Source organism: Streptomyces sp. MspMP-M5 (genome assembly GCF_000373585.1).
In the GTDB taxonomy this organism is placed as follows: Bacteria; Actinomycetota; Actinomycetes; order Streptomycetales; family Streptomycetaceae; genus Streptomyces.
In genome coordinates this window covers 1-20,630 of record NZ_KB891901.1, presented here as the reverse complement: position 1 = coordinate 20,630, position 20,630 = coordinate 1, and the positions used below count along the sequence as shown (strand labels likewise).

Genomic DNA, 20,630 nt, shown 5'->3' with positions numbered 1-20,630 from the left:
CTTACCCGCCGTACTGGCGCTATCCGCCGTACCGGCCGTACCGGCATCGTCGCCCGCCGCGGCGAGCGTGCCCGCCCGGGGGTGCCGCCCGGCCTCGGCCGGGGAAGTGCCGGACACCGCCTGGGAATTGACGACCGGGCCCTCGGCCGCGGCCGCAGCGCCGACAGCCGAGGCCAGGCCCGGGCCCGACGCCGGCGCGCCTCCGCGCTGCGCGCGCCGCCGCCCCCGCATCGGGTCGAAGGCCCGGTCCACCAGCACCAGCACGCCCTCCACCAGCAGTGCCAGCAGCGCCACCAGGACCGCGCCGGCCACCACCTGCGCGGTGTCGTAGTTGCCGAAGCCGGCGGTGATGATGCGGCCCAGGCCCCCGCCGCCGGCCAGTGCGGCCAGCGTCGCCGTGGCCACCACCTGGACCGCCGCCGAACGCAGTCCCGTCATGATCAGCGGGTAGGCGAGCGGTATCTCGACCCGCAGCAGCAGCTGCGGCCCGGACATGCCCATCCCCCGGGCGGCCTCGACCACATCGCGGTCCGCCTCTCGTATGCCCAGATGGACGTTGGTCAGTAGCGGCGGCACCGCGAACAGCACCAGCGCGATGATCGTCGGCCAGTCGCCGTGCGTCCCCAGCGGACTGAGCGTCAGCAGCACCAGGACCGCGAAGGTCGGCACCGCGCGCCCCACATTGGAGAGGTTGACCGCCAGCGCACCGCCCTTGCCGATGTGCCCGAGCCACAGCGCCACCGGCAGGGCCATCAGGCAGGACAGCAGCAGGCAGAACCCGCTCAGCCAGAGGTGCTCGCCCAGGCGGTGCCATACGCCCTTCTCCCCGGACCAGTTGGCGACCGTGGCCAGCCACTGCCAGGCACCCGTGATCGCGTCCACGCTCACCCCACCGCCTTCGCCACGGCCGCACCGCGCCGCACCCGGCGGCCCCCGGACCGCGCCCGCGTCCACGGCGTCAGCAGCCGCTGCACGCCGAGCAGGAGCAGATCCGCCACCAGGGCCAGCAGCACGCACAGCACCGAAGCGGTCAGCACCTCGGCCTTGAAGAAGCCCTCCAGGCCGCTGGCTATGAGATTGCCCAGGCCGCCGTAGCCCACCACCGAGCCGATGGTCGTCATCGCCACCGTCGACACCGTGGCGATCCGCACACCGGCCACCAACGCCGGGAGCGCCAGGGGGAGTTCCACCTCGAACAGCAGCCGGGCCGGCCCGTATCCCATCCCGCGGGCGGCCTCCCGCACCTCGGTGGGGACCGCGTCCAGGCCGGCGAGGACGTTGCGTACCAGGATCGTCAGCGAATACAGCACCAGGCCCGTGACGACGACCGACGGTGACACCCCGAAGACGGGCGTCAGCAGCGCGAACATCGCCAGCGACGGCACGGTGTACAGCACCGTCGTCAGCCCCAGGACCGGCCCCGCGACGCCCCGCCGGTGCCGCGCCAGCAGTGCCAGCGGAAAGGCGACCAGCAGCCCGAGCAGCACCGACACCACCGTGATGCCGACGTGCTGAAGGGTGGCGTCGATCAATTCCTGGCTCCGGGTACGGAGATAGTCGCCGCAGATCCAGTCGTTCCGCTCCAGGCAGCCCGGACCGCCCTGCGCCAAGACCTGATGGCCCGTCAGCACTTCGGCCGCACGCACCGGTGCCTCCACCGCCGTCACCTCCCCCGCTCGCCGATACCGTGGTGACTGTCTGCGACCCTAACCCCCACCACTGACAATCGCCGCGGCCCGGTCTCCACTCGCAACACCGCGTTCACGGCACGTGCGCACGACACGTACACAATGGGCCCGTCCACACAGGGGGAAAGCATGATCCGCTTCGAGCACGTCACCAAGCGCTACGCCGACGGCACCACCGCCGTCGACGACCTCTCCTTCGAGGTCGCCAAGGGCGAACTCATCACCCTCGTCGGCCCGTCGGGCTGCGGCAAGACGACCACGATGAAGATGGTGAACCGGCTCATCGAGCCCACCGAAGGCCGGATCCTCCTCGACGGCGAGGCCGTCGCCGACGCCGACCCCGTCGAACTCCGCCGCCGCATCGGCTATGTCATCCAGCAGGTCGGCCTATTCCCCCACAAGACCGTGCTGGACAACACCGCCACCGTCCCGCACCTCCTCGGCCGCCCGCGCAAGGCCGCCCGGGCCCGCGCCGCCGAACTCCTCGACCTGGTCGGCCTGGACCCGTCCGTCTACGGCGACCGCTACCCCGACCAGCTCTCCGGTGGCCAGCGGCAGCGCGTCGGCGTCGCCCGCGCACTGGCCGCCGACCCGCCCGTGCTGCTGATGGACGAGCCGTTCGGCGCGGTCGACCCGGTCGTCCGCGAGCACCTCCAGAACGAGTTCCTGCGCCTGCAGTCCACGCTCCACAAGACGGTGCTCTTCGTCACCCACGACATCGAGGAGGCGGTCCGGCTCGGCGACCGCATCGCCGTCTACGGCTCCGGCCGGATCGAGCAGTTGGACACCCCGGCGACGGTCCTGGGCGCCCCGGCGACCCCGTACACCGCGGAGTTCGTGGGCGCCGACCGCGGTCTGAAGCGGCTCGCGGTCACCCCCGTCGAGGCCGCCGACCTCGAAGAGCCGCCGGTGGTCCGCCTGGACGACCCGGCCGCGCGGGCCGCCGAGGCGCTCGCCGCCGCCGGCGCCCCCTGGGCCGTCGTCCTGGACGCCGACGGAACGCCCTACGGCTGGGTGGCGGCCGAGGCGCTCACCGAAGCCGGGAACGGCCCCGCCACCGTCCGCGGCCGGGCCCGCCCGATGGCCGAGGCGGTGCAGCTCGGCACCCCGCTCCGGCAGGCGCTGAGCACGCTGCTCCAGCACGACGCGGGCTGGCTCGCGGTCCTCGACGGCGACCGCTACCGCGGCGTCCTCACGCCGGCCGCACTGCACGGCGCGCTGCGCCGCGCCACCACCGCGGACGCCGCCGACCTCGCCCGCGACGAGGTCGCCCTGGACACCGTCCCGCGAACCTGAAAGCGGACCTGAAGAACCGCGCCCGGGCCCCGGCCGGGCCCGCACGGCCCGGCCGGGGCACCCGTCACGTCCGCGCCGCCCCGGGGCCCTCGCCGTCGTCGTCGCCCTCCGGCAGCTTGCAGACCCGCTCCAGGAAGATCGCCGCGGCGACCACGGCCGCCCCGGCCAGCACCGAGAAGCCGGCGTACACCGCCTGGGTGCGCCGCGCGCCGTCCACCCCCGACGTCACCAGGAAGACCCCGACGCCGCCGTACAGGCCCGCGACCAGCGCGGCCACCAGGGCGCTCGCCTGGCCGAAGACCACCGCCCGGGCGGCCACCAGCGGATCGACGCCCTTCGCACCGGGCCGCCGCTCGCGCTGCGCCCGCAGCCGGCCCCGCAGCGACAGGGCGGTGGCGGCCAGCACCGCGGCGATCAGCGCCAGCACGATGGGCGCCGCCACCGGCACGCCGGGCAGCGTCCCGAAGGAGTCCCACAACCGGGCGCCCGCCCAGGCCAGGATCCCGGCCACCACGAACAGCCCGACCAGGATCTTGATCCGTAGTTGCTTCACCGAGCGATCGCCCCTCGCACCGTCCCGGTCATCCGTGCCGCGATGACCGAGTCTGCTCTCATGGCCGCACGCACCGGTGCGGCCGCCGTATCCGTCGTGTCCGTCCGGCCGCCCGCGCACGCGTGCCCGCGCCGCCGCCGACGTCCTCGCGCCAGTACATCAGCGCTTCCGGCGTCCCGGACGCATCGCCGCCGTACGCAGCCGGCCCGCAACCCTAACGACTACTCCGGCAGCCGCAGTTCCAGGTCCGCCCGGAGGTTCACACCCTCGCTGCCGACCGCGGCCAGCAGCGCGGCCACCGCACCACGGCCCGGAACCTCCGCCTCCGGGTCGATGTCGTGCCACGGCACCAGGACGAACGCCCGCTCGTGGGCGCGCGGGTGCGGCAGCGTCAGCCGCGGATCGTCGGACCGCACGTCCTGATAGGCGAGGATGTCGACGTCGATGGTGCGCGGGCCCCAGCGCTCGTCCCGCACCCGCTCGAAGGCTTCCTCGATGGCGTGCCCGCGCTCCAGGAGGGACTCCGGCGGCAGCGTCGTCTTGATCAGCACCACGGCGTTGAAGTACGAGGGCTGGGAGCCGGGGTCGACGCCCCACGGCTCGGTCTCGTACACCGGGGAGACCGCCTTGACGCGGACGCCCGGGGTGTCCTCCAGCGCGTCGACCGCGCCCTGGAGGGTCTCCAGGCGGTTGCCGAGGTTGCTGCCCAGCGAGATCACCGCGCGCTTGGGGTTGGAGAGCGTGACGTCCGCGGCGTCCACCTGCTCCACCACCGAGGCGGGCACGGGCTGGACGGTCGGGTCGTTGACGGGGTCGGTGTGGGAGGCGCGGGAGGTGGCGGGGGCCGGCTGGTGGGTGGTTTTCATACTCGGCTCCGAGTGATGGTGATGGTCACGTCATCGAAGGGGACGGTGATCGGTGCGTCCGGCTTGTGGACCACCACTTCCACCTCCTGCACCCCCTCGTGCTTCAGGCACTGATCGGCGATGCGCTCCGCCAGGGTCTCGATGAGGTCGACGGGCTCGCCCTCGACGACGGCCACCACCTCCTCGGCGACGACGCCGTAGTGGACGGTCTTCGCGAGGTCGTCGGAGGCCGCCGCCGGGCGGGTGTCCAGGCCGAGGACCAGGTCGACGATGAAGGTCTGGCCTTCCTCGCGTTCCCGGGGGAACACCCCGTGGTGTCCTCTGGCCTTCAGCCCACGCAGCGCGACACGATCCACGCGAATCACTCCCACTGGTCCGGCGGCACCTCTGGCGCCACTGTTCGTCGGATTCGGGCAGCAGCCAGAGCCGTCCGGCGACGCTGCCCCACTCGAATCTACCTGCGAGCACCGACAGCGCTCGCCCATGGGGGCTATGGACAAGGCCCCGTTCTGCTGCTAGGCCGGGGCGCACGGGCAGCCGGGCAGAGCGCGGGAGATCATCCGCGCGGCCTCTTACCCGCGTCCACCCGTCCCACCCCTACCCATGCCGCACTTGGCTCGAACGGGTGCGCCCCGCCCAGGGCGCTGACGCCCGGCGCGCCGGCGCACACCCCCGGCGGGTGATGCTTGTGAAGCCACTCACATGTCCGCGGAATGGGACGCCCCGCCGGGCCGGCACTCACAGCCGCCCGGCGGGCCCGTTCTCCTCGTCCTCGTCGGCGTCGTCCCCGTCCTCGTCCTCACGGTCCGCGAGCACCGGCGAGCCGTGGTGCGACCAGACCCGCCAGCCGTCCTCGGTCCGCTTGAAGACGTTGGTGGCCACGACCAGCTGGCCGATCAGCGGCCCCACCGAGCCGTCGTCCTCGGCCGGACCGCCGCTGAGGATGTTCTCGGTGCACGTCACCAGGGCGGTGTCGCCGATGACGTCGATCTCCACATCGGTCAGGAAGAACTGGATGTACTCGGTGTTCGCCATGATCAGGGCGTACGAGCGCAGCACCTCGCCGCGCCCGCGCAGCACCGGCCACCCGGGATGGACCACACTCACCTGACCGTCCAACCACAGCTCGGACAGCGCCTCGTGGTCGCCGCGCTCGATGGTCTCGTACAGCGTGGTGTTCGCCTGCTCGACCAGCTCGATGTCCGTCCGTGGGCCCAAGCCGCTCACTTCGTCCCCGTCGTCGTCGCCGTACCGCCCACCCGGTCCACGCCGAACGTCCCGGCGTCCCCGGCCGCCCCCGCCGCGTCCTCGACGGCACGGGCCACCCGCACCGCGTCCGCGCTCGCCCTGACCTCGTGCACCCGCACCGCCCAGGCCCCCTCTCGCGCCACGATCGCCGACACCGCCGCCGTCGCGGCATCCCGCTCCCGGGCCGGCGGTGGAGCGGCACCCTCGCCGCCTGCCAGCACCCTGCCCAGGAACCGTTTCCTCGAAGCGGCGACCAGCAGCGGTCGGCCAAGCGCCCGCAGCCGGTTCAGCTGGGCGATCAGTGCCAGGTCGTGCGGTGCCTCCTTGGCGAAGCCCAGTCCCGGGTCGACGATGATCCGCTCCGGGTCCACCCCGCCGGCGACCGCGCGCTCCAGGCTCACCGTCAGCTCGTCGACCACCTCGCCGACGACATCGGCGTAGACCGCCCGGTTGTTCATGTCGATCGACTGGCCGCGCCAGTGCATCACCACGAACGGCACGTGGTGGGCGGCGACGGTGGGCACCATCGCCGGGTCGGCCAGACCCCCGCTGACGTCGTTGACCAGCCGGGCGCCGGCCTCCACGGCCCGCGCCGCCACCGCGGCGCGCATGGTGTCGACGGAGACCACCACCCCCGCCGAGGCCAGCTCGCGCACCACCGGGACGACCCGGCGCAGCTCCTCGGCCTCGTCCACCCGGGGCGCACCGGGCCGCGTCGACTCCCCGCCGACGTCGACCATGTCGGCGCCCTGGGCCACCAGGTCCAGACCGTGTTTGACAGCGAGCTCGGTGTCGAACCACTCGCCGCCGTCGGAGAACGAATCGGGCGTCACGTTCACGACGCCCATCACCGCGCAGCGGTCCCAGTCCGGCAGTCCGGCCACCCGGCCGCGCAAGGTACTCATGGCACCAGCGTAGGCCGTGTGCCGACCGGCCGGATTGCCCCCGCCGACTGCGCGGACCCACCTCCCGACGGGCCGCCCGCACCCCCGTTGAAGGGCACCGGACCGACCCGCGGACAGCCGCCCTAGGCGACCCGCTCCAGCGACCCGGCCGCCAGCACCGACTCCTCCTGGTGCTCGCAGGGCCGCGGTTCGGCGGCCTTGCGGCGGCGCAGCATCCGGGGCAGTTCCAGGTACCCCTCGGCCTGGAGCGTGGCCAGGCCGATCCGCGGGATGTCCCGGCTGGTGCGGAACACCACGAACCGCGGCTCCCAGCGTGGCCGGAACTTGTCGTTGAACTTGTACAGCGACTCGATCTGGTACCAGCGGGACAGGAACAGCAGCGTTCCGCGCGTCACCCGCATCACCGGCCCGGCGCCCAGCCGCTCGCCGCGCTGCAGATAGGAGCGGAAGACCGCGAAGTTCAGCGAGAGCTGCTTGATCTTCAGGTCCGGCGCGGCCTGCAGCGCGGCGACGATCAGCAGCTCGTTCATCCCCGGGTCGGCGCTGCGGTCCCGCCGCATCACGTCCAGGGACACCCCGTCGCGGCCCCACGGGACGAAGTACTGCATCGCCTTCAGGTCGCCGAACGGGCCCGGCTCCGTCCCCTCGGCGACCGGCAGATGCGCGGTGGCGATCACCGCGTCGCCGTCGGCCGCGGCGTCGATCCGGCCCAGCGCCATGGAGAAGCCGCGCTCGTCGTCGGTGTCGCGCCAGGCGTCCACGGCCTTCTGGACCCGCTCCAGCTCCGCCGGCTCCAGGTCCCGCACCCGGCGCACCTGGGTGGTGTAGCCGTTGCGCTCGATGCGCTTGACCATCTGCCGTACGTTGCGCATGGCCCGGCCGGACAGCGAGAAGTCGGCGACGTCGACGATCGCCTCGTCACCCAGCTCCAGCGCGTCCATGCCGGTCTCCCGCGTCCACACCTGGCCACCGGTCTCGCTGCAGCCGTGCACCGCCGGGGTCCAGGAGTGCGCCCGCGCCTCCTCCATGAAGCGCTCGATGGCGCCCGGCCACGCCTCGACGTCCCCGATCGGGTCGCCGCTGGCGAGCATCACACCGGAGATCACGCGGTAGCAGACCGCGGCCTTGCCGGACGGCGAGAACACCGCGCCCTTGTCCCGGCGCAGCGCGAAGTAGCCCAGCGAGTCCCGGGCGCCGTGCCGGGCCAGCAGCTCCCGCAGCCGCTGCTCGTCCTCGTCCGTCAGCCGGGCCGCCGGGTGCTCCGGGCGGAAGGCGAGGTACGCGGTGGTGGCCACGGTCAGCAGACCCAGCGCCCCGAGCGAGTAGCCCACGGTGTAGTCGACGCCGTTGGTGTAGGCGACCGGTCCCTCGAAGCCGAAGAGCCCCCACAGGACGTGCTCGGCGCGCGCCCCGAACGACGGCGAGCCGACGGTCTTGTGCGGATGGGAGCTGACGATCACCATCCCGAGGCCGAAACTCACCCCTCCGAGGACGACGAAGTTGGCCACCGCCCGCCAACGGCTGCGCGGATCGGGCAGCGCCGCGAACTCTCTCCGGTGCCACACCAGGAACCCCAGCAGCACCAGCGACAGCGTGGCCCCGAAGACCGAGTGCCGGTGGACCAGCTGGGCGGCGATCCCCACCGGCAGCAGCGCCACCGCCGCCACCCAGGCCCGCCGCTTGCGCCGCTTGAGCCCGTGGGCCAGGAGCAGCAGCAGGATGCCGACGACGAGCGAGGCGGAGGCCGCCAGCGGGCTCACCGCGCCCGGCAGCACCTCGGCCACCGCGTGCACCCGGCTGTGCCGGAAACGCGGGAAGATTCCGGAGAACAGATTCAGCAGACCGACCACGACGCCGGCCGAGCCCACCAGGCCGGGGACCGCCGCGGGCCGCGGGCCGCGGAGCCAGCGTGGCGCAGACCACGCAACCTTCTCCGACTTTTCGCCATCTAGCCTGTCAGACATCACTTTCCCGTCGCCCCGGTCGAGAGAACGTGCGAGCCTTGGTCGCAGCATCTGGACTTTTGCGCCCTGTATGACGGCGTCGCAGGGCTCGGGGTTCCACTTGCGGTCCGGATGGCCCGGCCGCCCGGAAGAAAGCACGACATGGGTCTCACCAGCAAGAAAGTGCTGCTTCTCGCCGTACTCGTAGCGGTGGCGCTGTTCGTTCTCACGATCTGGCTCTGGCCGCGGCTGTCGAAGGGCAACTGGCGCGCGGTGCTCGGCCGTATCGGCCTGCTCTTCGCCACGCAGCTCTCGCTCTTCGCGGCCATCGGCCTGTTCGCGAACAACACCTTCGGCTTCTACGCCTCCTGGGCCGACCTCTTCGGCCAGGAGCAGGAGCCGGGGGTGGTCACCAACTACAAGTCCGGCCCGAACGGCACCAGCCTCAAGATGCTGGGCACCGAGCGCCTGAGCATCCAGGGCGCCTCGGTCCCGGCGACCGCCGGCCGCCTGGACAAGGTCCTGATCCGCGGCCAGAAGTCCAAGATCGCCAGCCCGGCGTACGTCTACCTGCCGCCGCAGTACTTCCAGAAGAAGTACGCGCACAAGAAGTTCCCGGCCGCGGTGATCCTCACCGGCTACCCGGGCACCGCCGAGGCGCTCTACAAGAAGCTGCACTACCCGCAGACCCAGTACGACCTGCTCAAGGCCAACCGGGTCCAGCCGACCGTCCTGGTGATGATGCGCCCGACCGTGGCCCCGCCGCGCGACACGGAGTGCGTGGACATACCCAACGGCCCCCAGACCCAGACGTTCTTCACCCACGATCTGCGCCATGACATCAGCGGCGAGTACCGCGTCGGCAAGGACGCCAAGAGCTGGGGCATCATGGGCGACTCCACCGGCGGCTACTGCGCGCTGATGATGACCATGCGCAACCCGCACGCCTACTCCACGGCCGTGTCCCTCTCCGGTGACTACAAGGCGCCGATCGACGCCACCACCGGCCCCCTCTTCGGCGGCGACAAGCAGCTGCAGCGGGAGCACGACCTGCACTGGCGGCAGGAGCACCTGCCCGCTCCCCCGGTGAACCTGCTGGTCACCAGCAGCAAGCACGGCGAGGGCAACTACAAGCCCACCCTGAAGTTCATCGAGAACACCAAGTCGCCGTCGAAGGTCGCGTCGATCATCCTCGACAGCGGCGGCCACAACTTCAACACCTGGCGCCGGGAGATCCCGGCCGCCCTGGAGTGGATGGGCGGCCGCCTCAAGGCGTGACCCCCCGCACGACCCGGCGCAGCGGCCCGGGGCCCCGGCGGTCTCCGCCGCGGGCCCCGGGCCGCTCTCCGTCTCTCCCCGGCCTCAGCGGGCCAGTATCAGGCTCATCGCCTCGGCCCGCGTCGCGGGATCGCGCAGCTGCCCGCGCACCGCGGACGTCGTCGTCTTCGCCCCCGGCTTGCGGACCCCGCGCATGGTCATGCACATGTGCTCGCATTCGACGACCACGATCACGCCGCGCGGCTCCAGGATCTTCATCAGCGAGTCGGCGATCTGGGTGGTCAGCCGCTCCTGGACCTGCGGGCGCCGGGCGAACACGTCGACCAGCCGGGCCAGCTTGGACAGCCCGGTGATCTTGCCGTCGGTGGAAGGGATGTAGCCGACGTGGGCCACGCCGACGAACGGCACCAGGTGGTGCTCGCAGTTCGAGACCACCTCGATGTCCTTGACCAGCACCATCTCGTCGTGACCGAGGTCGAAGGTGGTGGTGAGCACGTCCTCCGGCTTCTGCCAGAGCCCGGCGAACAGCTCCCTGTACGCGCGGGCCACCCGCGCCGGCGTCTGCAGCAGGCCCTCGCGGTCCGGGTCCTCGCCCACCGCGATGAGCAGCTCGCGCACGGCGTTCTCGGCACGCTTCTCGTCAAACGTGCCGATCACGCCCTCGACGTCCAGCGTCACAGGGTCCGTCATTGGTGCCTCGTTCCTCCTGGGCCCGCTCGAAACGCGGAAAGCCGCGCCCCCAAGGCTAGAACCTCGGGAGGCGCGGCGGGTATTCCGGGTGCCCTGGCGGGGCGTCGGCTCAGCTCTCCGAACGCGGTTCCTCGGGCGCGTCCGCCTTCTCCATGGAGACCGGCTGCGCCGCGGAGCCGTTGGCCGGGGCCAGCTCCTTGGGCGACAGCACCGGCGGGCGGGTCGAGGGCGTACGGCGCGAGGAGCCGGTCCACGCCGGGCGGGCCGGGCGCTTGACCACGTGCTTGAAGATCTCGGCGATCTGCTCCTTGTTGAGCGTCTCCTTCTCCAGAAGCTCCAGCACGAGGTTGTCGAGGACGTCGCGGTTCTCGACGAGGATCTCCCACGCTTCGTTGTGCGCGGTCTCGATGAGCTTCTTGACCTCCTCGTCCACCAGCGCGGCGACCTCTTCGGAGTAGTCGCGCTGGTGGGCCATCTCACGGCCCAGGAACGGCTCGGAGTTGTCCGTGCCGAACTTGATCGCGCCGAGCCGCTCGGTCATGCCGTACTGCGTGACCATCGCGCGGGCGGTGGCGGTCGCCTTCTCGATGTCGTTGGCGGCGCCGGTGGTCGGGTCGTGGAAGACCAGCTCCTCCGCCGCGCGGCCGCCCAGCATGTACGCCAGCTGGTCGAGCATCTCGTTGCGGGTGGTGGAGTACTTGTCCTCGTCGGGCAGGACCATGGTGTAGCCCAGGGCCCGGCCGCGGGACAGGATCGTGATCTTGTGGACCGGGTCGGAGTTCGGCGAAGCCGCCGCGACCAGGGCGTGCCCGCCCTCGTGGTACGCGGTGATCTTCTTCTCCTTCTCGGACATGATCCGGGTCCGCTTCTGCGGGCCCGCCACCACGCGGTCGATCGCCTCGTCCAGGAAGTGGTTGTCGATCAGCTTCTCGTCGCTGCGGGCCGTCAGCAGGGCGGCCTCGTTCAGGACGTTGGACAGATCGGCACCGGTGAAGCCGGGGGTGCGCTTGGCGACGGCCGAAAGGTCGACGTCCGGCGCGACCGGCTTGCCCTTCTGGTGGACCTTGAGGATCTCCAGCCGGCCCTGCAGGTCCGGGCGGTCGACGGCGATCTGCCGGTCGAAGCGGCCGGGGCGCAGCAGCGCCGGGTCGAGGATGTCCGGGCGGTTGGTGGCGGCGATCAGGATCACGCCGCCCTTCACGTCGAAGCCGTCCATCTCGACGAGCAGCTGGTTGAGGGTCTGCTCGCGCTCGTCGTGGCCGCCGCCGAGACCCGCACCGCGGTGCCGGCCGACGGCGTCGATCTCGTCGACGAAGACGATCGCCGGGGCGTTCGCCTTGGCCTGCTCGAAGAGGTCGCGTACCCGGGAGGCACCGACACCGACGAACATCTCGACGAAGTCGGAGCCGGAGATCGAGTAGAACGGGACGCCCGCCTCACCCGCGACCGCGCGGGCGAGCAGCGTCTTGCCCGTACCGGGCGGGCCGTAGAGCAGCACACCCTTGGGGATCTTGGCGCCGACGGCCTGGAACTTCGCCGGCTCCTGCAGGAACTCCTTGATCTCGTGGAGCTCCTCGACGGCCTCGTCGGCGCCGGCGACGTCCGAGAAGGTCGTCTTGGGGGTGTCCTTGGTGATCAGCTTCGCCTTCGACTTGCCGAAGTTCATCACCCGGGAGCCGCCGCCCTGCATCTGGTTCATCAGAAACAGGAAGACGACCACGATGAGGACGAACGGCAGCAGCGAGAGCAGCACGCCGACGAACGGGTTCTGCTTCGAGGGCGAGACGGTGTAGCCGTCCTTGATCTCGCCGGTCTGGTACTTGGCCTGCAGGTTCTTCGCCAGGTCGACGCCCTGGTCACCGATGTAGCTGGCCTGGATCTTGTTGGAGCCGGAGATCTTGTTGTCGCCGGACAGCTCGATCTTGATCTTGTTCTCGTCGCCGGTGGTGAGCTCGGCGGACTTCACCTTGTTGTCAGCGATCGCCTTGACGACCTGACCGGTGTCCACCGTCTTATAGCCGCCGGACGAGCCGACGACCTGCATCAACACGACCACGGCGAGGACGGCCAGCACGATCCACATGACTGGCCCACGGAAGTATCGCTTCACGTCCATCCACACGGAGCCGCCTAAGGCCCCGTCCCTCCTGCCACAGTGAGGCACAACGCCCCCGGGAGGGCTGGTCGTGCGTACGGTGTGTATTACTGGCCCGAAAACTGACTGCCTTCGGACGGTACCCCAGCATTGTCACCCGGCGCCCGTGCCGGCGGGGAACAATGAAGCCCGGGATTCCCCTTCTCCCTGCTCCAACGGCGGGAAACCCCGTAGGGTTCCCGCCTGCGACACGGGCCGTCGAGTCTGCCGTACTCGCCCGGCCGCGGCCGGACGAGCGCGGGGTGGGCTCTCAGCCGCCGTAGACGTGGGGCGAGAGGGTACCGACGAACGGCAGATTGCGGTACTTCTCCGCAAAGTCCAGGCCATAACCCACGACGAACTCGTTGGGAATGTCGAAGCCGATCCACTTCACGTCGATGGCGACCTTGGCCGCGTCCGGCTTGCGCAGCAGCGTGCACACCTCCAGCGAGGCGGGCTCGCGCGAACCGAGGTTCGACAGCAGCCACGACAGCGTCAGACCCGAGTCGATGATGTCCTCGACGATCAGGACGTGCTTGCCCTTGATGTCGGTGTCCAGGTCCTTGAGGATGCGGACCACACCGGAGGACTGGGTGCCCGCGCCGTAGGAGGACACGGCCATCCAGTCCATCGTGACGGGAGTGGACAGGGCACGCGCCAGGTCCGCCATCACCATCACCGCGCCCTTGAGGACACCGACGATGAGCAGGTCCTTGCCCGCGTACTCCGCGTCGATCTTCGCAGCCAGCTCGGCCAGCTTGGCGTCGATCTCTTCCTTCGTGATGAGCACCGACTGAAGGTCGGCGCCCATGTCCTTGTCGTCCACCCGTGCCACTCTCGTTCGGTTCGGTGTGCAGATCGGTCGTGGAGCTCACGAAGCGGGAACCGGCCGTGAGATCACGAGACAGGGCGTGATCTCCTGCGGCTCAGCCCTGCCGAATGACCAGTCTGCCACCCTGCCGTCGCACACCCACGCGCCCGGGGAGGTTGATGGCCCCCTGCCCCCTCCAGGCCGTGATCAGCCGGTCCACTTCCTCGATGTGGCGGGCGAAGAGCGAACCGGCCGGCGAACCGGCCGCGATGACGGCCCGGCGCAGCACCCGGCGGCGCACCGCGGGCGGCAGCGCGAAGAGCCCGGCGACGTCCAGCGTGCCGGCCTCGTCGACGATCGCCGTCTCGGCGTCGGCGGCCCAGGCGTCCAGTGCGTCGGCGTCGTCGCGGGAGAGCTGGGCGGTCCGGGCCAGGGCCTCGACGACGCCCTTGCCCAGGCACTTCTCCAGGGCCGGCAGCCCCTCGTGCCGCAGTCGTGAACGGGTGTAGGCGGGATCGGTGTTGTGCGGATCGTCCCAGACGGGCAGCGCCTGGATGAGGCATGCCGTACGGGCGGTCTGCCGGTCCAGGTCCAGGAAGGGGCGGCGGTAGCGGCCGTTGGTCCCGGTGGCGGCGGCCATGCCGGAGAGCGAGCGGATCCCGGAGCCGCGGGCCAGCCCCAGGAGGACGGTCTCCGCCTGGTCGTCGCGGGTGTGGCCGAGGAGGACCGCGCTGGCGCCGTGGCGGTCGGCGGTGGCGTCCAGAGCGGCGTAGCGGGCGTCCCGTGCGGCCGCCTCGGGGCCGCCGGTCCGGCCCACCTCGACGCCGACGATCTCGACGGGGTCGAGCTTGAGGGCCCGCAGCCGCAGGGCCACCTCGGCGGCGCGCAGGTCGGAGCCCTCCTGGAGGCCGTGGTCGATGGTCACGCCCCCGGCACGGACGCCCAGTTTGGGGGCTTCGAAGGCGAGGGCGGAGGCGAGCGCCATCGAGTCGGCGCCGCCGGAGCAGGCGACGAGCACGAGGGGTGGCTCGGGCCGGTCCTGCGCGCTGTGGTGGGTGAGCACGTCGTGGAGTACGCGGCGGACCGCCAGGCGTATCGCGGCGACCGCTGGATGGGGACCCATGTCCGTTTCCAATCGTTCAGCTGGGGGACGAGCCTCGGGCCGAGGTCGGCACTTCGTCACACAGAGTGCCTAGATGGTGACAGAGGCGAGCAGTTCCCCGAGCATTGCACGCCTATCCACCGGTCACGGTCCCTCAGACGGGTGATTGAAGGGGCGCTCTTCTGCCGCGTGACGTGCCCGGCTCGCGTCTTGTGCTTACGGTGCCCCGTCGGCCTTCCGGTGCACCCGCGCGACCCAGTCCGCCGGTTTGGCGATCTCCTGCTTGGTCGGGAGCGTGTTCGGCGACGTCCAGACGCGGTTGAAACCGTCCATGCCGACCTCCTCGACGACGGACCGCACGAACCGCTCACCGTCACGGTACTGCCGCAGCTTGGCGTCCAGCCCCAGCAGCTTCCGCAGCGCCTGGTCCAGCCGGCCCGCGCCGCTGGCCCGCCGCTTCTGGAACTTCTCCCGGATCTCCGCCACCGAGGGCACGACCTCGGGTCCCACTCCGTCCATGACGAAGTCGGCATGCCCCTCCAGCAGCGACATCACCGCGGTCAGCCGGCCGAGGATCTCCCGCTGCACCGGCGTCTGCACCAGGTCCACCAGCGACCGGCTCTCCTCGCCCTCCTCGCCCTCCGGCTTGGCGCCGGCCAGCGACTGGGCGGCCTCCCGCAGCCGCTCCAGCAGCGTCCCCGGGTCGATGTCGGTCTCCGCGAGGAAGGACTGGACCTCCCCCTTGATGTGGTCCCGCAGCCAGGGCACGGCGCTGAACTGGGTCCGGTGGGTCTCCTCGTGCAGGCACACCCACAGCCGGAAGTCGTGCGGCGCCACGTCGAGTTCGCGCTCCACGTGGACGATGTTCGGCGCCACCAGCAGCAGGCGGCCGCCCTGCGACCCGGCCGGCAGGTCGCGCGAGGCCGGGGCGAACGTCTCGTACTGGCCCAGCACCCGCGAGGCCAGGAACGACAGCAGCATGCCCAGCTCCACGCCGGTCACCTTGCCGCCGACCGCGCCCAGCACCGCGCCGCCGGGCGTCGCCGACCGCCGGTCCTCCATCTTGGCGAGCAGCGGCTTCAGCACCGCCCGGAACCCGGCGACGTTGGCCCGGATCCAGCCGGGCCGGTCCACCACCAGGACCGGCGTGTCGTGCGGCGCTGCCTCGCCCGTCACGCCGGGCGGCGCCATCCGGGTGAACGCCCGGACGTGCTCCTCTGAGGACTTGGCGTGCCGGCGCAGCTCGGCGACGATCGCCCGCGCCTCGTCCCGGCTCACCTCCGGACCGGGCCGTACGAACCGGGTCGCGGTCGCGACCGCGAGCTTCCAGTCGACCATCTCGACACCACCGATGCTCGTCATGGGTTCACGGTACGGGGGTCGCTCCGCTATGGGGTAGCCGAAGGGGGCGCTGCGCTCGGCTGGCTTCCCACGTTGTCGGCTTTCCCGCCGTAGGGGTTCGCCTTTTTGCGCCTGGCGGCGCCGGGCCGCTGCGCGGGGCTTATCGGCCGCGGTGCCGGGCCTCCGGGGCAGGGGGTGTCCGGACTGCTTCGCTTTACGTCCGGACACCCCCTGCCCCTCCGACCCGTCACCTCCCGTGGGTGGGTGGAGATCCGGTAGGTGGGGGCTGGTGTGAGTGGTTGGGTTAGCGGCAGCCGCAGTTGGCGACTGTGGAGGCCATGCGGTCCAGGGCCTTCTGGGCGGCTTGGGGGTCGGTGGTGCCGGTGGTCATGAAGGCGAAGGCCAGGAGGCGGCCGTCGGCGTCGACGACGGTGCCGGCGAGGGTGTTGATGCCGGTGAGGGTGCCGGTCTTGGCGCGTACGGTGCCGGCGCCGGCGGTGTCGCCGACGTAGCGGCCGCTGAGGGTGCCGGTGAAGGCGGCGACCGGGAGCCCGGTGACGACCGGGCGGAGTTCCGGATTTCCGGGTGCGGCGGCGGCCAGCAGGAGGTGGGAGAGGAGGTTCGCGGAGACCTTGTCGTCCCGGTCCAGACCGCTGCCGTCCTCGAAGACGGCACCGGCCAGCGGGAGGTGCTGGGCGGCCAGCGCGTCCCGCACGGCCTTGGCGGCGCCCTCGAAGCCGGCGGGCTGATGGGCGGCGAGGGCGGTCTGGCGAGCCAGTGCCTCGGCGATGTCGTTGTCGCTGTAGGTCAGCATCCGCTCGACGAGGGCGGAGAGCGGCAGGGAGTGGACGACGGCGATCCGCTCCGGGGCGGCGGGGGCGCGGGCCTCGTCGGGGTCGCCGGTGACGGTGATGTCGCGTTCCTTGAGGAGACCCGCGAAGGTGCGGGCGGTGTCGCCCGCGGGGTCGGTGGAGCGCGGTGCGGTGCCGTGGTCGCTGTCGTCGAGGCGGCCCTCGTCGGTCATCAGGGCGCTGACCGGGGCGATGTTCTCGTTGGGGCCGATGGGGTGCTCGGCGGGGCCGGTGAAGGCGGAGGCGTCGTAACCGAGGCTCACGGTGGTGAGCTTGCGCTGGTGGAGGGCGCGGGCGGTGGCGTCGGCGAGGGCGCGCAGACTGGCCGGCTGTTCGCCGGGCCCCGGGGCGGCCGGGTGGGCGGTCAGGGTCGGGTCGCCGCCGCCGACCAGGACGATCCGGTCCTTGCCGGCCAGCACCACCCGGGTGTCGATGCGGTGGTCGGCGCCGAGCCGGGAGAGCGCGGCCACGGCGGTGGCCAGCTTGACGGTGGAGGCGGGGGTGGCCACCTGGTCGGGCTGCTCGCCGAAGACCTGCCGGCCGGCCGCGACGTCCACGACGGACGCGGTCCGCAGCGGGCCCAGCGCCGGGTCCGCCAGGAGCGGGGCGAGCGCGTCGGCCAGTCCGGCGTCGGTGGGCGCGGGGGCGGCCCCGCCGCGGCCCACCGCGCCCCGTACGGGCCCGCCGAGCGCGGTCAGCACGGCCGGTGCGCTGGGCGCCGGGCCGGGCTCCCGGCCGTCATCGTGATGCTCGCCACCTGTCGCCGGAGCGGGGACCGCCGCCGCCCGCTCGGCCGTACGCTGACCGGAGTCCCACGGCCCGGCCGCCGTCACCGCGGCGACCGCGACCGCCAGACCGGTGGCAGCGGACACCGCCGTCAGCTGCCAGGTCTGCCGCGTCTGCCGCGGTGCGGCCTGCCACGTCTGCTGTGCGGCACCCGATGCCGAATGCGCAGCGCGCCGTGCGGCCCGTGCCGCGGTGCGTGCGGAACGCCCGGCCCGGCGTGCCGCCACCCGCGCGGAACGCTGCGCCGACTGCCATCTGACCTGCCACATTCGGGTCTCGGGCACCTCGGACCAGCCCCTTTCGCCACCACACACCTGCGTGGGGGACACTTAATCACCAGACGTATGTGTTGATCATGGAGGAGCCACCCGTGGAGTTCGACGTCACCATCGAGATCCCGAAGGGTTCGCGGAACAAGTACGAGGTGGACCACGAGACCGGTCGGATCCGCCTGGACCGTCGACTCTTCACCTCGACCAGCTACCCGGCCGACTACGGCTTCGTCGAGAACACCCTCGGCGAGGACGGCGACCCGCTGGACGCGCTGGTCATCCTGGACGAGCCGACCTTCCCCGGCTGCCTGATCACGTGCCGCGCCATCGGCATGTTCCGGATGACCGACGAGGCCGGCGGCGACGACAAGCTGCTGTGCGTCCCGGCCTCCGACCCGCGCGTGGAGCACCTCCGCGACATCCACCACGTCTCGGAGTTCGACCGCCTGGAGATCCAGCACTTCTTCGAGGTCTACAAGGACCTGGAGCCGGGCAAGTCCGTCGAGGGCGCCGACTGGGTCGGCCGCGCCGACGCCGAGGCCGAGATCGAGCGCTCCTACAAGCGCTACGAGGCGCAGGGCGGGCACTGACCCGACCGACGGAGCGGGTCCGGCGGCGACGGGGTTCTCCGGGGCTCCGCACGCCCGCCGGCGCGCTCTGATTTTCGTACGCGAACGGGCGGCACCCATCTGGGGGCCGCCCGTCGTCCGTGTCGCGGGTGCGGTGCCCGGGGTCCTCAGAAGCCGCGGGTCCGCTTGGCCGCGCGGCGCCCGGCACCGGCCTCGGTGAGCCCGGGCGCCCGCAGGAACAGCCGCGCCACCTCGCCTCCGAGGTTGACCCCGACGGCGATCGCCAGCGCCAGCGAGGCGGCCTTGATCAGCGACGAGAAGCCCTCCAGCAGGTTCCCCTGGGCGAAGTTGAGCAGCCCGAAGTAGGTCGCGCTACCGGGGAGCAGCGGGCCGATGGCCGCCGTCACGTAGGGCAGCGCGGAAGCGTAGCGGTACCGGGAGAGCAGCTGGCCGAAGAGGCCGACGAGGCCGGCGGCGATGGCCGTGGAGGGCACCGCGTTGAAGTGGGCGGTGGCGGTCAGCGCCCCGTACACCACCCATGCGACGCCGCCGTTTATGGTCGCGAACGCCACGGTGTGGCGCTCCTGTTGGAGCAGGACGCAGAACGCCAGCGCCAGCAGCATCGAGGCCACGGTCTGCACCAGCGGCTCGTTGTAGAGCCGCAGCGCCTGCTCCGGGTTGAGCCGCTGGAGGCCGGGGTCGGCCTGGAGTCCGATGTAGAGCACGGACAGCACGCCGACGACGATGCCGACGATGAGGTAGCCGACCTCCAGCAGCCGCGCGGAGGCGGTGATGTAGTAGCCGGTCAGCCCGTCCTGCACGGCGGCGACCAGTGCCCGCCCGGGGATCAGGGCGAACAGTCCACCGGTGATCACCGCGGAGGACTGCACGTTGGAGTGCGCCAGGGCGAAGACGACTCCTATCGCGGCGGGCGGCATCGCCGCGACCACGAACTGGTAGAACTCCGGCAGTCCGCGCGCCGACGCCAGCCAGGCGATCCGGTCGCCCAGCATCGAGCCGAGGGCCGCCGCGATGAACACCAGCGTCCCGCCGCCGACGAGCATGCTCGCCGCGCCGGAGAGCAGCCCGGAGGCCACCGTCAGCGCCCAGCTGGGGTACGGGTGCCGGTTGCGGCGGATCTCCGCCAGCCCGCGGTACGCCTCCTCGAGACTGATGCCCTCCGACGTGATCTCGTCCACCAGCCGGAAGACCGCGGACAGCCGGTTGTAGTCCACACCGCGCCGCCGGACCGTCCGGCTGGCGGTGAGCGGGTCGTCCACCAGCGACGGCTGGTACGAGATCGACAGCAGGGTGAAGGTGACGGTCGGCTCGACCCGCTCCAGCCCGTAGGCGTGCGCGACGCCGAACATCGCCGCCTCGACGTCCTCGGCGCCCTCACCGCCGGCCAGCAGGATCTCGCCGATACGCAGCGTCAGGTCCAGGACGCGGGGCACGGCGGGGCCGCCGCCCTCCTCCTCGGCGCGCTCCGCGCGTTCGGGCACCGGCCGCTCGTGGATCGGCATCCGCAGCATGGTGCGCATCCGGTCCTGCCACGGCGCTTCCTTGGTCAGGCTGAGCACGGGTATGCCGTGCGGCGGCGTGAACGCCGGCAGCGGTGTCTGCCCGGTGGTGCCCCCCGGCGGGGCGAACGCCGACCCCTCGGGCTCCGCCGGCGCCTCCGCCTGCAGCCCGTCCGGCAGCGCGAACTCGGAGGTGGGGTGCTCCTCCTCAGGAGGCGGGGGCAAGGGCACGCCCAGCGGGGGCGTGAAGGCGCTGTGCGCCTCGTCCGACGGTTTGCGTTCCTCGGCGAGACCGTTTCCGCTTCCGCGGGATGGATCCGACGACACGTGTCCCCACTCCTCCTGTCCTACGCCTCCTGCCGACCGGTCATGCACACGATGCCGTATGGGTGCGTGCCCCGCTTCTTTGGGGCTCCCCCCACGTTGTCGGCTTCCCCGCCGTAGGGGTTCGCCTTCTTGCGCCTGGCGGCGCGGGCCTCGTCGTACGTTGTCGGGTTCCCCGCCGTGGCGCCTGGCGGCGGGCGTTGTCCGCTGCGCGGGGCGGGTCCGCTGCGCGGGGGCATTGCCGGTCCGCTGCGCGGGGCTGTCGGGTGCGGTGCCGGGNCTGGGGGGCTGGGGGTGTGTCCGGACTGCTTCGCTTTACGTCCGGACACACCCCCAGCCCCCCAGCCCCGTCCCCTCCCGTTGAGGGTCGGATTACAGGCCGGTTGGGGCTTATGCCCGGTGGGCCAGTACAGGCCCCGGACTGATGGGTGACCCGCAGCCCCAGACCGATGG

17 protein-coding genes and 1 pseudogene are annotated in these 20,630 nt (G+C 71.9%); 3 read left to right on the top strand and 15 right to left on the bottom strand.

All coding sequences use genetic code 11. The annotated features are described in order from the left end of the window. Positions 1-159: 159 nt before the first annotated feature. Both B073_RS40755 and B073_RS0122835 read right to left on the bottom strand, forming a co-directional pair. Positions 160-882 (bottom strand): annotated as a pseudogene (locus tag B073_RS40755) (ABC transporter permease); the annotation flags it as partial. A 2-nt stretch (positions 883-884) separates the two neighbouring features. Continuing rightward, the gene (locus tag B073_RS0122835) at positions 885-1,646 is read right to left on the bottom strand and encodes an ABC transporter permease (protein ID WP_420706451.1); all 762 of its coding nucleotides are present in this window, start codon (positions 1,644-1,646) and stop codon (positions 885-887) included. Between the two features lie 171 nt (positions 1,647-1,817). Here B073_RS0122835 and B073_RS0122830 point away from each other — a divergent pair, with 171 nt between their 5' ends. After that, positions 1,818-2,984, top strand: coding sequence for an ABC transporter ATP-binding protein (locus B073_RS0122830; RefSeq protein ID WP_018540400.1), 1,167 nt, complete (start codon positions 1,818-1,820; stop codon positions 2,982-2,984). Between the two features lie 64 nt (positions 2,985-3,048). On the opposite strand, the gene B073_RS0122825 is transcribed toward B073_RS0122830, so the two are convergent. The 6 genes from B073_RS0122825 to B073_RS0122800 all read right to left on the bottom strand — a co-directional run bounded on the left by B073_RS0122825 (position 3,049) and on the right by B073_RS0122800 (position 8,520). Next, a complete protein-coding gene (locus B073_RS0122825; RefSeq protein ID WP_018540399.1) occupies positions 3,049-3,537 on the bottom strand; it encodes a DUF3180 domain-containing protein in 489 nt (162 codons plus the stop codon). A 221-nt stretch (positions 3,538-3,758) separates the two neighbouring features. Next, positions 3,759-4,403: a 2-amino-4-hydroxy-6-hydroxymethyldihydropteridine diphosphokinase gene (gene folK / locus B073_RS0122820; protein ID WP_018540398.1), complete on the bottom strand. Its 645-nt coding sequence runs from the start codon at positions 4,401-4,403 to the stop codon at positions 3,759-3,761. Further along, complete coding sequence (folB, locus tag B073_RS0122815; protein ID WP_026247630.1) at positions 4,400-4,759, bottom strand: dihydroneopterin aldolase; 360 nt, start codon at positions 4,757-4,759, stop codon at positions 4,400-4,402. Before folB ends, folK begins: the two co-directional genes overlap by 4 nt. 382 nt (positions 4,760-5,141) lie before the next feature. Next, the gene (locus B073_RS40750) at positions 5,142-5,621 is read right to left on the bottom strand and encodes a nuclear transport factor 2 family protein (RefSeq protein ID WP_018540396.1); all 480 of its coding nucleotides are present in this window, start codon (positions 5,619-5,621) and stop codon (positions 5,142-5,144) included. A 5-nt stretch (positions 5,622-5,626) separates the two neighbouring features. After that, positions 5,627-6,556 (bottom strand): dihydropteroate synthase, encoded by a 930-nt coding sequence (folP, locus tag B073_RS0122805; protein WP_051094147.1) that lies wholly within the window; start codon positions 6,554-6,556, stop codon positions 5,627-5,629. A 122-nt stretch (positions 6,557-6,678) separates the two neighbouring features. Further along, entirely contained in the window at positions 6,679-8,520 is a 1,842-nt protein-coding gene (locus B073_RS0122800) for a phosphatidylglycerol lysyltransferase domain-containing protein (protein ID WP_026247629.1), read from the bottom strand. A gap of 141 nt (positions 8,521-8,661) precedes the next feature. Here B073_RS0122800 and B073_RS0122795 point away from each other — a divergent pair, with 141 nt between their 5' ends. Beyond that, complete coding sequence (locus tag B073_RS0122795; protein WP_018540393.1) at positions 8,662-9,777, top strand: alpha/beta hydrolase; 1,116 nt, start codon at positions 8,662-8,664, stop codon at positions 9,775-9,777. 84 nt (positions 9,778-9,861) lie between these two features. Here the strand turns inward: B073_RS0122795 and folE are convergent, their stop codons facing one another. The 6 genes from folE to dacB all read right to left on the bottom strand — a co-directional run bounded on the left by folE (position 9,862) and on the right by dacB (position 17,761). Further along, complete coding sequence (gene folE, locus B073_RS0122790; RefSeq protein ID WP_018540392.1) at positions 9,862-10,467, bottom strand: GTP cyclohydrolase I FolE; 606 nt, start codon at positions 10,465-10,467, stop codon at positions 9,862-9,864. Positions 10,468-10,576: 109 nt separating this feature from the next. Continuing rightward, entirely contained in the window at positions 10,577-12,583 is a 2,007-nt protein-coding gene (gene ftsH / locus B073_RS0122785; RefSeq protein ID WP_026247628.1) for an ATP-dependent zinc metalloprotease FtsH, read from the bottom strand. Between the two features lie 289 nt (positions 12,584-12,872). Further along, positions 12,873-13,412 (bottom strand): hypoxanthine phosphoribosyltransferase, encoded by a 540-nt coding sequence (hpt, locus tag B073_RS0122780; RefSeq protein ID WP_037812418.1) that lies wholly within the window; start codon positions 13,410-13,412, stop codon positions 12,873-12,875. A 115-nt stretch (positions 13,413-13,527) separates the two neighbouring features. Next, the gene (tilS, locus tag B073_RS0122775; protein ID WP_018540389.1) at positions 13,528-14,535 is read right to left on the bottom strand and encodes a tRNA lysidine(34) synthetase TilS; all 1,008 of its coding nucleotides are present in this window, start codon (positions 14,533-14,535) and stop codon (positions 13,528-13,530) included. 195 nt (positions 14,536-14,730) lie between these two features. Continuing rightward, positions 14,731-15,876 (bottom strand): zinc-dependent metalloprotease, encoded by a 1,146-nt coding sequence (locus B073_RS0122770; protein WP_018540388.1) that lies wholly within the window; start codon positions 15,874-15,876, stop codon positions 14,731-14,733. Positions 15,877-16,159: 283 nt separating this feature from the next. After that, positions 16,160-17,761, bottom strand: a complete 1,602-nt coding sequence (gene dacB / locus B073_RS0122765) for a D-alanyl-D-alanine carboxypeptidase/D-alanyl-D-alanine-endopeptidase (protein WP_018540387.1) — start codon at positions 17,759-17,761, stop codon at positions 16,160-16,162. Positions 17,762-17,862: 101 nt separating this feature from the next. On the opposite strand from dacB, the gene B073_RS0122760 reads away from it, so the two are divergent. Next, the gene (locus B073_RS0122760; RefSeq protein WP_018540386.1) at positions 17,863-18,354 is read left to right on the top strand and encodes an inorganic diphosphatase; all 492 of its coding nucleotides are present in this window, start codon (positions 17,863-17,865) and stop codon (positions 18,352-18,354) included. Positions 18,355-18,500: 146 nt separating this feature from the next. Here the strand turns inward: B073_RS0122760 and B073_RS0122755 are convergent, their stop codons facing one another. Further along, positions 18,501-20,180: a threonine/serine ThrE exporter family protein gene (locus B073_RS0122755; protein WP_018540385.1), complete on the bottom strand. Its 1,680-nt coding sequence runs from the start codon at positions 20,178-20,180 to the stop codon at positions 18,501-18,503. Positions 20,181-20,630: the final 450 nt, after the last annotated feature.